This window comes from Testudinibacter sp. 'clade 2' (assembly GCF_006227735.1).
Lineage (GTDB): Bacteria > Pseudomonadota > Gammaproteobacteria > Enterobacterales > Pasteurellaceae > Chelonobacter.
Genome location: NZ_VDHB01000018.1, coordinates 37,265 through 50,125, shown reverse-complemented (window position 1 = coordinate 50,125; position 12,861 = coordinate 37,265). Strand labels below are relative to the sequence as shown.

Below are 12,861 nucleotides of genomic sequence, written 5' to 3'. Positions count from 1 at the left end.
TTGTTTTGTTTTGTTTTGTAAAGATATGCTTTTTTCTCGCGTTTGGCTATTTCTTTCGCTCGATCCACTGTCCGTTAAGATAATCGGCTATCCACTTAGTCGCTTTGCCGTCTTTTTCAGACGTCACATACTGACGTTTTTCCTTGCGGCTGAAACGTACTATCGTTTTATTTCCTTCTGAGTCAACAGTTGGCGCTTCAGTTAAATAGTGGAATTTTTCCGGTAACCGCTCTTTGAATCGTACCAGTTCCTCAACATAAGGGGCGCGAGTTTCACGGGATTTCGGGAAATTATGTGCCGACATAAAGACGCCACTGGCGCCATCACGCAGCACAAAATAGGCATCGGATTTTTCACACGGCAGCTCAGGGAAAGCCACCGGATCCTCTTTTGGCGGCGCCACTTCGCCGTTTTTCAAAATTTTGCGGGTATTACTGCAATTGGTGCAGCCCATATATTTGCCGAAGCGACCCAGTTTCAGGTGCATCTCCGCACCGCACTTGTCACATTCGACCACCGGACCGTCATACCCCTTGATTTTATATTCGCCCTGCTCGATCAGATAGCCGTCACAATTTGGGTTGTTACCGCAAATGTGCAATTTACGCTGCCCGTCAATCAGATAGCTGTCCATTGCGGTGTGGCATTTCGGGCAGCGTTTGCGTTTGCGCAAGGCATCGGTTTCCGAATCATCGTCCAAAACATTCAACAATTCTGCTTCCGGAATCAGATTAATCGTGGTTTTGCAGCGCTCTTTCGGCGGCAACGCATAGCCGGTGCAGCCTAAAAATACGCCGGTGCTGGCGGTGCGAATCGCCATATTGCGCCCACATGTCGGACATTTGATTTCAGTTTCGACCAGACTGTTCGGGGTCATCCCGCCTTCAAGTTCGTCCAATTCAGCATTAGACAACTTTTGTGAAAAATCACTAAAAAATTGATTTAACTCAGTTTTCCAATTGGCGTTGCCGTTGGCAATTTGATCCAACGAATCTTCCATATTGGCGGTAAAATCATAGCTCATCAGTTCACTGAACGACTGATTCAAACGATCAGTGACGATCTCGCCCATTTTCTCGGCATAAAAGCGGCGGTTTTCAACCCGCACATAACCACGATCTTGAATCGTAGAAATAATCGAAGCATAGGTCGAAGGTCGCCCGATGCCGCGTTTTTCCAATTCACGCACCAATGCCGCTTCGGTGTAACGTGCCGGTGGTTTAGTGAAGTGTTGCTGTGGAATGACTTGGCTCAAATTCAATTTTTCATTGACCGCCACTTGCGGCAATACCTGATCTTCTGCACTTTTACCCATAATCGGCAGTACTTTGGTCCAACCGTCAAAGCGCAAAATCCGCCCTTTGGTTTTCAGCTCGTACTCCCCGGCTTGCACGCTGAGTGTGGTTGAATCATATTGTGCCGGCGGCATTTGACATGCCAAGAATTGGCGCCAAATCAAGTCGTACAACCGCACCGCATCTTTATCCATGCCGTTTAGATCTTTATCTTTCACCGCCACATCTGACGGACGAATCGCTTCATGCGCCTCTTGTGCATTGTCCTTGCTGGAATAAAAATTTGGCTGTTGCGGCAAATATTGTTTGCCGAACTGCTTTTCAATATAGCTGCGAGCCATATTCAACGCATCTTGGCTCAAATTGGTGGAGTCGGTACGCATATAAGTGATATAACCGGCTTCATACAGGCGTTGTGCCATCATCATGGTTTTTTTCACGCCAAAACCTAAGCGCGTGCTGGCAGCCTGTTGTAAAGTTGAGGTGATAAACGGCGCTTTCGCTTTTGAACTGGTCGGTTTGGTCTCTAAGCTACTGACAATGTAGTCGGCTTTTTGCAAGGCCGCAACCGCCACATCGGCTTGCTGTTGGTTGACCGGTTCAAACTTTTTGCCGTTAAATTGAGTGACATCTAAGCGAATACCTTGTTGCTGTTGGGTCAAGGTGTCAACCGCCACTTCCCAAAACTCTTTCGGATCAAACGATTTGATCTCTCTTTCGCGTTCAACCAGCAGTTTCACCGCCACCGATTGCACTCGCCCGGCGGAGAGCCCACGCGCCACTTTTTTCCACAGCAGCGGGGAGACCATAAAGCCGACCACGCGATCCAAAAAACGGCGAGTCTGTTGGGCGTTGACTCGATCTAAATTCAGCTGTTCCGGTTTTTCAAACGCATTTTTGATCGCATTTTTGGTAATTTCATTAAACACCACGCGGCTATAGCGGGCATCATCACCACCAATCACTTCACGCAAATGCCAAGCAATCGCCTCTCCCTCTCTATCCAAGTCGGTTGCCAGATAGATATGTTCCGCTTTTTTTGCCAGTGATTTCAGCTCCGCAACCACTTTTTCCTTACCCGGCAGAATCTGGTAATTGGCTTTCCAACCGTGATAAGGATCGATGCCCATGCGTTTCACCAACGCTTCTTGGTCACGTTCAGCTTTCAATGCTGCTTTTTCTTCCACGCTCATGCCTTTGGTCGAAACCGCCTTGCGTTTTTCACCGGTTGCAGAACCGGCTGTCGGCAAATCACGAATATGTCCGACACTGGACTTCACCACATAATCTTTGCCTAGATATTTATTGATTGTTTTGGCTTTTGCCGGGGACTCGACAATCACTAATGATTTACTCATTTTCTTCCTATTCTTATACGTTAATACTTTTCAATGTTGTCTGACCGCACTTTGCAGCTTCACAATCAGCGTGTTCCAATCAGCGTGCCCGTTAATCAAAATTAACATCAAGACATCATAAAATGCGCTGACAATATCAAGGTTTGCAGGGGATTACAATAGCTTTTCCGCCAAACAGTACAATTCTGCAAGGCTTTAGTTTTTAATCGCCCGATTTTTTGCTTGTGCGCTACCGCACTTTCACGCAAAATATAAACAAACATCAACCAACCCTCGGGTTATGAATAAGGAAAGATGATGCAAACAGCGATTTTTGCCGGCGGATGCTTTTGGTGTATCGAAGCGGTATATAACCAAATGCAAGGGGTGCAAAGTGCGGTTTCAGGCTATATCGGCGGACACCTCGCCGACCCAAGCTATCGTCAGGTTTGTGATAGCGACACCGGACACGCCGAAGCGGTAAAAATCGAGTTTGATCCACAGCAGATAAGCTACCAAACGCTGTTGGATATTTTCTTCGCAATTCACAATCCTACCGAGCTGAACCGTCAAGGTAACGATGTCGGCACGCAATATCGCAGCGAAATTTTTTATTTGAACGATCAGCAAAAACAGCTTGCCGAACAAACCATCATCGAGCTGCAACCGCACTTTAGCGCCCCAATTGTGACGAAAATCAGCCCTGTCACAACATTTTATCCGGCAGAAGCCTACCATCAAGGCTACTTCCTACAAAACCCCAACACCGGCTATTGCAGCATGGTGGTTGCGCCTAAATATTTAAAGGCTAAAGTCAAATTTGCTGAGTTATGGAAAATAGATTTGTAGCTGATGAGTATTTGTTATGCAGAAAAAATTGTGATGTGCAGAAAATTAACTTCTGCACTTTTATTAGCTTTTAACAACTGGTATTAGCTTTTAACAACTGGCGTGAAATCCGACCATTGCTCAATTCTGAAAGCTCGAATATCACGAACCGAATCAGGAAACCATTCCATCATTTTGAGTGCGCTCATTGCTTGAAATAAATTTGCCATATTTTCATCTGAATTGATATATAGACTTCCTTGAACCCGTTCAAATCCAAATTTTCTTAGGGTGCTACCAATATCAAAGTAAGCCTGAGCCACGCCTTTAGAATGGTTTTTTTCAGTATCTGCGACAACTAAATCAAATGAAATTGCATACATGAAACTATTTCGCCTCAGGATCTTCCAATAATTTGGATAATTTATAAATCTCTTGCTCACCACTTTCGATCAGCGTGATATTAACTAAAATATCTCCGTCCGGTAATACTTGGGCTTGCTCACCAACCTGATATGGAATGCCATAAACACCAAAGGTTTTAATCGCACCAACTGGGATTTGTGCTGTATTTTCCATTACCCTCTCCTTTAGTCAAAACGACCTTAGATGAATTTTACAACGTTATTGGTCGATGTAAAGTCTACAATTTAAATATAAACTGACGGAAGTATAAAAAACCTGCTGTTATTCGCAGCAGGTTTGAAGCTAGTGTCTTTTATTATTTCACTTAGTATATTAAGCCATTACCAATATTTCGCAATTTCCGCTCTAATCGCTTCTGCTGTGGCTTTGCCTTTTTCACCAACTAAAGCACGGCCAGCGATGAAGGCTTTTGCGTTGCGAATGCCGGCAAACAGGTGGATATCTTCCGGCACAATGCCACCGGTGATCGAAAGCTCCAGCCCCAAATCAGACAGTTGTTGCATTTTCACCAGATCTTCCTCAGTCCAGCCCACGCCAGCCAGTTCTGCATCACGCGAGCGGTGATAAATCGCTTGGCGAATGCCGAGATCAACCCATTTTTGTGCATCTTGCAGCGTCCAGTTGCCGTATAATTCGATTTGAATTTCACGCTTGAATTCGTCAGCCACTTTCTTGCAAGCACCAATGGTGGCAATATGGGCGGCAGCGGAGACGGTGATCCAGTCAGCGCCGGCTTCAAATGCCATTCTGGCTAGAATCGCCCCCCCATCGGTGGTTTTCATATCACATACCAAAATATGTTTCGGGTGATTTTTTCTTAAGGTGCTGACCGCACTCATGCCTTCGGCAAACGCTAAAATCGTGCCGACTTCAATAATATCTACATAGCCCGCTACATTATCAGCGGTTTCAACTGCGGTTGTTAAATCCAAAGAATCCAATGCAATTTGCAATAAAGGTTTGGTTGTCATAATTTCTCCTGTTTACTTTACATTTATTTATTCAACGCTTGATCAATAACTTGATAGATCTCTTCTTTTGTCTGGCAGGCTTTAATTTTCTCCAAATCCACACCACTTTCGCTCTCTTCATCTTCCAGTATTTGGGTAATCTCCATTAATCCCTGCATATGCTGATTCGAATCGCTGCCTGCCAAAGTAATCAACACATCGACCGGTGTTTCTTCACCCTCGAAAGTGACCGGGGTGCTGAGTGTCACCAGTGCAAAGGCGGTTTTATTCACACCATCTTCCGGTCTGGCATGTGGCATTGCCAAGCCCGGCGCTAAAATAATATAAGGGCCTAATTTTTTGATACTGTCCACAATAGCATTATGATACCGCACTTCGACTGCGCCGGACTTCACCAGCATATCAGTACCGATTTTAATCGCTGCCTGCCAATCTGTCGCCTGCTGATTCAACTTAATTGAATCATTATCGATGAGTGATTGTTTTAAGTTCATAGCCTTCCTCTATCTTCCTTTTGTAAAATCAGGCATGACGAATTCGTCATGCCGATAGCCAGTTTATTTTGTTTTAAAATTCTGTTCAATGATAGCAATCAATTCTTCACCAAAAGAGTTTGGATTCAACATATTTTGCACGCCCAGAATATATTTTCCGTTAGGGACTTGCATCTCACCTGCCAGATGTTTGGAAGAGACGATGATATCAGTGCTGTCAATTTTCGATTTATAATCAGAAATTGCGCAAGAATCCATGCTGTTCGGAATCCCTTTTTTGTCTAAGTAAGCGCCGATTTTCATTTTCATCATCATGGACGATCCCTGTCCGTTTCCACAAACCGCCAATACTCTGACCGGTTTGATACTTCCTAGTTCGTTGCTGCTATTATTGCTATTGTTACTGTTGTTGTCATCACTGCCTGAGTCATCGATACCATAACCGTCCATTTGATCCAAGGTTTTGCCTGCGGCAAGTGCTGCGGCTTCATCAGCACGCAATTTTTTAGAGGCGTATGCCATATACACAAAAGAAACCCCTAAAATCGCAAAGAAGAAGAATGGAATACTGTTGATACCTTGCAAAATTGGTGGGAATACCAGCGCCCAGTCTGCCATGCCCATCCAGCCGTTGAAAGCCGTGCCATTGTCAGCGAAAATTTGAATCGCCCAAGCAGAACCCAGCACTTCAATAATCCCCATTACAAAACAGATTTTCATCACCGATTTCCAACCACCAAAATGGTTAGCAAATACGCCGATGGTGGCATTGGAGAAGAACATTGGGATAAACCCAGGAATGATCATAATCGGCGAGCTGAACAGCAGCAACCCAATCACTGCCACAAATTGTCCGATTGCACCCCACATAAAGCCGAACACCATCGCATTTGGCGAATACGCATAAATCGCAGCACAGTCAATCGCCAACACTGCATTGGGAATAATACGCTCGGAAACCCCTTTAAACGCTTCCGACAACTCTGCCACAAACATCCGCACCCCGGCGACAATCACTTGAATCGCCACCGCAAATTTCAACCCGGTTTCAAGAATATAGATAGTCCAATGCGTTTTGCCTGCCATCTCCTGTAAATTAGTCAATCCGAACGAAAGCAAAATGATACCGAAGAATACCGTCATCACAATCGCAGTAGCAGAAATGCTATCGTGGAAAATATGCAGCCATTTTGGCAATTTTAAATGATCGACCGAATCGTTTTTATCACCCAATTTCGGTGCAATTTTAGTCGCAATCCAAGAGGCAAACTGCTGTTGGTGACCGATGGAAAATCCAGCCCCGCCAGTGACCGCTTGAGTTGCTTTATACATAATGTTGGAAGAAATCGACCAGTACAGCGCCATCAGAATCGAAGTATAGATGATGGTTTCCCACATTGATGCGCCCAACACCATATAGAATACCGCAACCAAACCCGCTTGTTGGAACATAATATGCCCGGTCAGCATGATGGTGCGAATACCGGTAAAGCGACGGAACACGACCAACAGAATATTCAGTGCCAACGCCATCAACACCGCATAACCAACCCAAGAGTAGTTATCCCCCATGGTTTCCATCGTTGCCATCATACTGGTGTAGGGATCAATCACCGAACCGGTCAAATGGTGATACTCTGATAATTTTTCAATCACGGGTTTGAATCCACTTACCAGTGTAGAAGCCCCCACTTGCACCAACATAAAACCGACAATCGTCTTAATTGTACCTTTTAAAACGGTGGTTGTGTCTTTGCGCAGAAGAATATAGCCAATACACGTAACTAAACCCAGCAATAAAGGGGCTTTTGTCATAACTTGGCTATAGAAAATATAAAATATATTATATAGTGTTTCCATAATTCGACTCCATCGATTCCATAATGATCGGGGTTGATTGATTACATCTGATGACTTTCCTTGGTTTGTCAGGGCATTTGATTGTACAACCTCATCTCCCCTGATTCGACAATCATAATAAGTCATCATTCATGAAGAAATAAAGATTAATTTTGATTTTTTGTGATCCAAATCGCTTATTTTAATAATTTTATAACATTAAAAATATCTAAACAAAAATCAAAAATTTACTTTATTATTATTTATCATAGTGTTAATTGAAATAAAGCAATCAATGATTACTTTTGACAAATAATCATTGATAATCATAGAAATGATTGGTATAGTTAATTTCAATCACATTATGCTCATATGTGAGGTTAATATGACGGAACTAAAAAGACAAAATGCAATTTTAGAGCTGTTGCATCGGCAAGGTTCGTTAACGATCAATGAAATCGTCAATGGTTTCTCGGTGTCTCCGGCAACGGCACGCCGCGATATTACCAAGTTGGATACGCAAGGAAAGCTGAAAAAAGTCCGTAATGGTGCTTATGTTGCAGAGGAAAGTAACAAAAGCACTACTTGGTCGCCGATGAATATTCATCAAACCTCTAACTATGACGAAAAAAGCAAAATTGCTAAAAAAGCCGCTGAATTGTGTAAAAACGGCGAGAGTATTGTGATTAACTGCGGTTCCACCGCGTTTTTACTGGGACAAGAGATCAATGGAAAACCGGTACAGGTCATTACCAACTACTTTCCATTGCTGAACTACCTGATTGAACAGAACCACGATAATTTAGTGGTCTTGGGCGGACAGTTTTATAAAGAAAAAAATCTTTTTCTAAGCACCGACCAAACCAGTGATGCGTTTTATGCCGGGCACTACATGTTTACCAGCGGCAGTGGCTTAAGTGAAGAGGGGTTGTTCAAAGTGGATCTGTTGTCCGCTATGGTTGAACAAAAAATGGTAAAACACGTCAACAAGCTGGTCGCGTTAGTTGATAGCTCGAAAGTCGGCGGACGAATCGGTACCATTTTTGCAACCGCAGAACAGTTGGATATCGTTATTACAGGAAAGGACGCCAATCCGAAAGTAGTCGCCGCCTTGAAAGAAAAAGGTGTAGACGTGATTTTAGTCTAAAAGTGCGGTTAGCTCTCTTGCAATAACGTTGTGATCAATCAAATTTGTTAACCAAAATAAAGGTAAATATTATGAGTAAAGTTGATGAAATTACACGTGAATCTTGGATTTTAAGCACCTTTCCGGAGTGGGGAACTTGGCTTAATGAGCAGATTGAGCAAGAGCAAGTGCAAGCTGGCACAGTATCAATGTGGTGGTTAGGCTGCACCGGAATTTGGTTTAAAACCGCCGGCAATACCAATATTTCGGTGGATTTCTGGTGTGGAACCGGAAAACGCAGCGGTAAAAATCCATTGATGAACAAACAACACCAAATGATGCGGATGGGTGGTGTACGTAACTTGCAGCCAAACTTGAGAACCTCCGTGTTTGTGCTGGATCCTTTTGCGATTAAACAAATTGATGCTGTGATGGCAACCCACGATCACGCTGACCACATCGACCCGAATGTTGCCGCCGCCGTTCTACAAAACTGTGACGAGAAAGTTAAATTTATCGGTCCGAAAGCCTGTGTTGAGTTGTGGCAAAAGTGGGGCGTGCCGGCAGATCGTTGCATTACTGCTAAAGTCGGCGATGAAATCGAAGTTGGCGATGTCAAAATCAAAGTGTTGGACGCTTTTGACCGCACCGCACTTGTCACCTTACCGGCAGGCGAATCCTCGACTGATAAAGCGATTTTAGATGGTATGGACGATAGAGCCGTCAACTACCTATTCCAAACCAGTGGCGGAAATATCTACCATTCCGGTGACTCACACTACTCCAACTACTACGCCAAACACGGTAACGAGCATAAAATTGATGTTGCCTTTATGTCATACGGTGAAAACCCACGTGGCGTGACCGACAAAATGACCTCTTCCGATATTTTACGCGCTGCCGAGTGTTTGAATACCCAAGTCGTGGTGCCGATTCACCATGATATCTGGTCAAATTTCCAAAGTGATCCGCGTGAAATCGAAGTATTGTGGAATATGAAGAAAGAGCGGTTAGGCTATCAATTCCACCCGTTCTTCTGGCAAGTCGGTGGCAAATACACCTTCCCGACCGACAAAGATAAAATCTATTTCCAACACTATCGTGGCTTTGAAGACATCTTTATCGATGAACCGGAATTACCGTACAAATCGTTCCTGTAATTGAAAGGAATCTTACAAGGGTTGTGGCGACACAGCCCTTTTTAGTGCTGAGTGCTTTTAGTTCTGAGTAATATGAAAAAATCTGGGGCGATATAATCGCCCCTTCTATATCAGCTCACAAAAATACTTAACTTACTGTCCGTAATACGCATTTTTGCCATGCTTACGCAGGTAATGTTTGTCTAATAAGGTTTGCTGCATTGCGCCGATGGTCGGATTCAATTGGCAGGCAAACAGATTCATGTAAGCGATCTCTTCCAATACCACCGCATTGTGCACCGCATTGTGCGGATCGCTGCCCCAGGCAAAAGGCCCGTGCGAATTGACCAATACTGCCGGCACATCTTGCGGCTGAATTTGGCGTGTGGCGAAAGTTTCGACGATCACTTTGCCGGTTTCCAGCTCATATTCCCCTTGGATCTCTGCATCGGTCATCAAACGAGTGCAGGGAATCGTGCCGTAGAAGTAGTCTGCATGGGTAGTACCCAGTGCGGTCAAATCTCTCCCGGCTTGCGCCCAAGTGGTAGCATGACGCGAATGAGTGTGCACAATACCACCAATTTGTGGAAATTGACGATATAACTCCAGATGGGTCGGGGTATCGGAAGAGGGTTTTTTGCTACCTTCTACCACTGCACCGCTATAAAGATCGACCACCACCATGTCCTCAGCTTGCATCACATCATATTCCACGCCGGACGGTTTAATCACCACCAAGCCCTGTTCACGGTCAATGCCGCTGACATTGCCCCAAGTAAAGGTCACCAAACCATATTTAGGCAACGCTAAATTGGCTTCAAACACCTCTTGTTTTAACGCTTCTAACATACAAACTCCCCTTCTTTCATTTTTTGTTCAATCCAACGGCGAGCGTTGATAATTTCTGCAATCGGTTCTTCGGATTTTTCAGTCCACATTTCAATCAAAAATGCACCACGATAATTCAGTTTTTGCAAGGTTCTGAATACATTGACAAAATCGACACAGCCTTCGCCAAACGGCACATCTCGGAACTGCCCTTTGCACGTTTCTGTCACCGCATAGGTATCTTTCAAGTGAATCGCTGCAATCCGATCGATGCCTAATTCCAATTCTTTGCTGACATCATTGCCCCAAGCCGATAAGTTGCCGACATCGGGGTAAACCGTAAACCACGGCGAAGCCAACAGCTTATCCCACTGCTTCCATTTGGTGATCGAGTTCATAAATTCAGTATCCATAATCTCGACCGCCAACATGACTTGCGATGCCGCCGCTTTCTCCACCGCCCACTGCATACCGTCGATAAAACCTTGCAGCGTGCTGTCGTCTTGCTGTTCATAATAAACATCATAACCCGCCAATTGAATGGTGCGAATGCCGATATCACTGGCAAGTTGAATGGCTTTTTCCATAATTACATAAGCTTCTGACCGCACTTTTTGGTCATGACTGCCGAAGGGAAAACGACGATGACCGGACAAGCACATTGACGGAATGGTAATGCCGGTTTCCAACACTGCTTTAACGATTTCCAAACGCTGCGCTTTGCTCCAATCCAAACGAGCCAAACGTTCGTCGGTTTCATCGATTGATATTTCGACAAAATCAAAACCACAGGCTTTGGCAATGGATAAGCGATCCTGCCAGCTTAGCTGTTTTGGCAACGCTTTTTCATAGATGCCTAATTTATGTTTTCTCATTGACTACCTCTTTGCCTTTTTAAATCAGAATAAATCACAACATATCACATTTAATCATTACAATGATTATTAAAATGCGTCAAACTTTCAAGCAATAATTTGTATTTTTTGTATTTATTTTGATATTTGTCATACACGGTCGGATCCGGCGTAATATGCTTCATCTGCGCAGCAATGATTTGCTGTGCTTGCTTACTGTCGCTAAACACTTGGTTGCCGACCATTGCCATCAATGCCGCCCCCAAACAACCGCTCTCTTCCAGTTGCGGAATCTCCAACGGCAAACCGGTCAGATCTGCCAGCATCTGCATCCAAACCTCCGAGCGTGACGGCCCACCGGTCACTCGTAGTACTTTGGTATTCGGAAAACGTTGACGCATTCTTTCCAAATGGTACATCAGGCTGAAAATCACGCCCTCATAGATTGCTTGCCATAGGTGTGCTTGAGTATGTATGGATTGCAACCCGTAAAAACCGGCTTGCATCCCAAGTCCGGCATTGGAGCCATATAGAAACGGCATAAACAGCACACTGCTGTCGGCTTTTGGCAGTTCTGCCACCGCACGGTTGATTTCCGCATAATCATCCACTTTCCATTGCCGAGTAAACCACTCTAAATTGGCGGCTGAGGTCGGGCTGGCTTCGTGCACAATAAATTCGCCCTGCTGGGCGTAGCGTCCGTAAACAAACGGCAGGTTCTGGCTATCGTCAATATGAGAAGTGATGCCACTGACCACCGACCAGGTGCCAAGTACCGTATTGAGCTTGGTTTCATCGTCCAAACCGGCACAAAGTGCGGTCGAAACCACATCAAACAATCCGCCGACTACCGCAGTACCGACTTTTAAGCCGGTTTGCCGCGCTGCCTCTTCATGGATATACCCGGCAATTTGCGGCGAACCGATAATCGGTGGCAGTGCCGGCATAATCTCTTCAATATCCAGCAGTTTAGCCAGTTCTGCATCGTATTCGCCGCTCTGCATATTGTATAAATTCGATTCCGAGATATTGGTCTCTTCGCACGCAATTTCACCGGTTAAACAGAAACGCAAATAATCATGCGGCATCAACACGCTGCCGATTTGCGCATAGCGTGCCGGTTCATGCTGTTTTAACCAACGCAAAATCGACACCGGATGCCCGGTCCATAATGTTTGACGGGTAATCGGGTATAATTTTTGCGGCATTTGTTCGGCTTGCCACTGTTTGACTATCGCCAATGCCCGTTGATCTGCTGAAATCACGCCGTAACCTAACGGGGCTTGGTTTTTATCCAATAAATACAGTCCCTTGCCTTGCGCTGAGATTCCAACACCTTTGATATTTTCCACCGCCACACCTGACGAGCGAATTGCGCCGGCAATCACCGCAGCACAAGCTTGCCATAATTCACCCATATCACGCTCAGCCCAACCGGGCTTGGCACTGATAATCGCCAGATTTTGACGATAACTGCCACACTCTTTGCCGTTGCTGTCATAAATCCCGGCTTTAATGAAAGTGCCACCGCAATCTACGCCTAACCAAAAATCCATATAGACTCCTATACCTGATTGAATATCGTTGACTATGGCAAGAATGACTGCTGTCAATCAGTCTTGCCATAGCAACTCACCTTATTGAAACGATGTGAGCGCTTAAAAGTGCGGTTCTGAAACTTGAGAAAGCGGATCACCGGTTTGGTCATCCGCTTTGGGTTATTA

12 protein-coding genes are annotated in these 12,861 nt (G+C 44.8%); 3 read left to right on the top strand and 9 right to left on the bottom strand.

The annotated features are described in order from the left end of the window. Positions 1-46 precede the first annotated feature (46 nt). A complete protein-coding gene (topA, locus tag FHQ30_RS02500; RefSeq protein WP_139611353.1) occupies positions 47-2,653 on the bottom strand; it encodes a type I DNA topoisomerase in 2,607 nt (868 codons plus the stop codon). A 294-nt stretch (positions 2,654-2,947) separates the two neighbouring features. Between topA and msrA the strand changes: the two genes are divergently transcribed. Further along, a complete protein-coding gene (msrA, locus tag FHQ30_RS02495) occupies positions 2,948-3,481 on the top strand; it encodes a peptide-methionine (S)-S-oxide reductase MsrA (RefSeq protein ID WP_267963822.1) in 534 nt (177 codons plus the stop codon). 83 nt (positions 3,482-3,564) lie between these two features. Here the strand turns inward: msrA and FHQ30_RS02490 are convergent, their stop codons facing one another. The 5 genes from FHQ30_RS02490 to FHQ30_RS02470 form a co-directional block, all read right to left on the bottom strand. Then, positions 3,565-3,843, bottom strand: coding sequence for a virulence factor (locus FHQ30_RS02490; protein ID WP_139611355.1), 279 nt, complete (start codon positions 3,841-3,843; stop codon positions 3,565-3,567). Positions 3,844-3,847: 4 nt separating this feature from the next. Then, positions 3,848-4,039 carry a DUF5397 family protein gene (locus tag FHQ30_RS02485; protein ID WP_132966569.1) on the bottom strand — a complete coding sequence of 64 codons (192 nt, stop codon included), beginning with the start codon at positions 4,037-4,039 and terminating at the stop codon, positions 3,848-3,850. 167 nt (positions 4,040-4,206) lie between these two features. Then, positions 4,207-4,857 carry a 3-keto-L-gulonate-6-phosphate decarboxylase UlaD gene (locus FHQ30_RS02480; protein WP_139611356.1) on the bottom strand — a complete coding sequence of 217 codons (651 nt, stop codon included), beginning with the start codon at positions 4,855-4,857 and terminating at the stop codon, positions 4,207-4,209. A gap of 23 nt (positions 4,858-4,880) precedes the next feature. Then, positions 4,881-5,351: a PTS sugar transporter subunit IIA gene (locus tag FHQ30_RS02475; RefSeq protein ID WP_139609648.1), complete on the bottom strand. Its 471-nt coding sequence runs from the start codon at positions 5,349-5,351 to the stop codon at positions 4,881-4,883. Between the two features lie 63 nt (positions 5,352-5,414). Beyond that, positions 5,415-7,211 (bottom strand): PTS ascorbate-specific subunit IIBC, encoded by a 1,797-nt coding sequence (locus FHQ30_RS02470; RefSeq protein ID WP_139611357.1) that lies wholly within the window; start codon positions 7,209-7,211, stop codon positions 5,415-5,417. A 364-nt stretch (positions 7,212-7,575) separates the two neighbouring features. Here FHQ30_RS02470 and ulaR point away from each other — a divergent pair, with 364 nt between their 5' ends. Then, positions 7,576-8,337, top strand: a complete 762-nt coding sequence (gene ulaR / locus FHQ30_RS02465) for an HTH-type transcriptional regulator UlaR (protein WP_139611358.1) — start codon at positions 7,576-7,578, stop codon at positions 8,335-8,337. Positions 8,338-8,408: 71 nt separating this feature from the next. Beyond that, positions 8,409-9,476, top strand: a complete 1,068-nt coding sequence (gene ulaG, locus FHQ30_RS02460) for an L-ascorbate 6-phosphate lactonase (protein WP_139611359.1) — start codon at positions 8,409-8,411, stop codon at positions 9,474-9,476. A gap of 132 nt (positions 9,477-9,608) precedes the next feature. On the opposite strand, the gene araD is transcribed toward ulaG, so the two are convergent. Genes araD through FHQ30_RS02445 form a run of 3 tightly spaced genes read right to left on the bottom strand, consistent with a single transcriptional unit; the run spans position 9,609 to position 12,693 of the window. Beyond that, entirely contained in the window at positions 9,609-10,304 is a 696-nt protein-coding gene (araD, locus tag FHQ30_RS02455) for an L-ribulose-5-phosphate 4-epimerase (protein ID WP_139611360.1), read from the bottom strand. Then, positions 10,298-11,158: an L-ribulose-5-phosphate 3-epimerase gene (locus FHQ30_RS02450; protein WP_139611361.1), complete on the bottom strand. Its 861-nt coding sequence runs from the start codon at positions 11,156-11,158 to the stop codon at positions 10,298-10,300. Before FHQ30_RS02450 ends, araD begins: the two co-directional genes overlap by 7 nt. Positions 11,159-11,208: 50 nt before the next feature. After that, positions 11,209-12,693, bottom strand: coding sequence for an FGGY-family carbohydrate kinase (locus tag FHQ30_RS02445; protein WP_139611362.1), 1,485 nt, complete (start codon positions 12,691-12,693; stop codon positions 11,209-11,211). Positions 12,694-12,861: the final 168 nt, after the last annotated feature.

Excerpts from the sequence above, each read along its gene's own strand:
- ulaR (WP_139611358.1), top strand. The coding sequence starts at position 7,576 with ATGACGGAACTAAAAAGACAAAATGCAATTTTAGAGCTGTTGCATCGG.
- FHQ30_RS02445 (WP_139611362.1), bottom strand. The coding sequence starts at position 12,693 with ATGGATTTTTGGTTAGGCGTAGATTGCGGTGGCACTTTCATTAAAGCC.
- FHQ30_RS02485 (WP_132966569.1), bottom strand. The coding sequence starts at position 4,039 with ATGGAAAATACAGCACAAATCCCAGTTGGTGCGATTAAAACCTTTGGT.
- FHQ30_RS02490 (WP_139611355.1), bottom strand. The coding sequence starts at position 3,843 with ATGTATGCAATTTCATTTGATTTAGTTGTCGCAGATACTGAAAAAAAC.
- FHQ30_RS02450 (WP_139611361.1), bottom strand. The coding sequence starts at position 11,158 with ATGAGAAAACATAAATTAGGCATCTATGAAAAAGCGTTGCCAAAACAG.
- araD (WP_139611360.1), bottom strand. The coding sequence starts at position 10,304 with ATGTTAGAAGCGTTAAAACAAGAGGTGTTTGAAGCCAATTTAGCGTTG.
- FHQ30_RS02470 (WP_139611357.1), bottom strand. The coding sequence starts at position 7,211 with ATGGAAACACTATATAATATATTTTATATTTTCTATAGCCAAGTTATG.
- ulaG (WP_139611359.1), top strand. The coding sequence starts at position 8,409 with ATGAGTAAAGTTGATGAAATTACACGTGAATCTTGGATTTTAAGCACC.
- topA (WP_139611353.1), bottom strand. The coding sequence starts at position 2,653 with ATGAGTAAATCATTAGTGATTGTCGAGTCCCCGGCAAAAGCCAAAACA.
- FHQ30_RS02475 (WP_139609648.1), bottom strand. The coding sequence starts at position 5,351 with ATGAACTTAAAACAATCACTCATCGATAATGATTCAATTAAGTTGAAT.
- msrA (WP_267963822.1), top strand. The coding sequence starts at position 2,948 with ATGATGCAAACAGCGATTTTTGCCGGCGGATGCTTTTGGTGTATCGAA.
- FHQ30_RS02480 (WP_139611356.1), bottom strand. The coding sequence starts at position 4,857 with ATGACAACCAAACCTTTATTGCAAATTGCATTGGATTCTTTGGATTTA.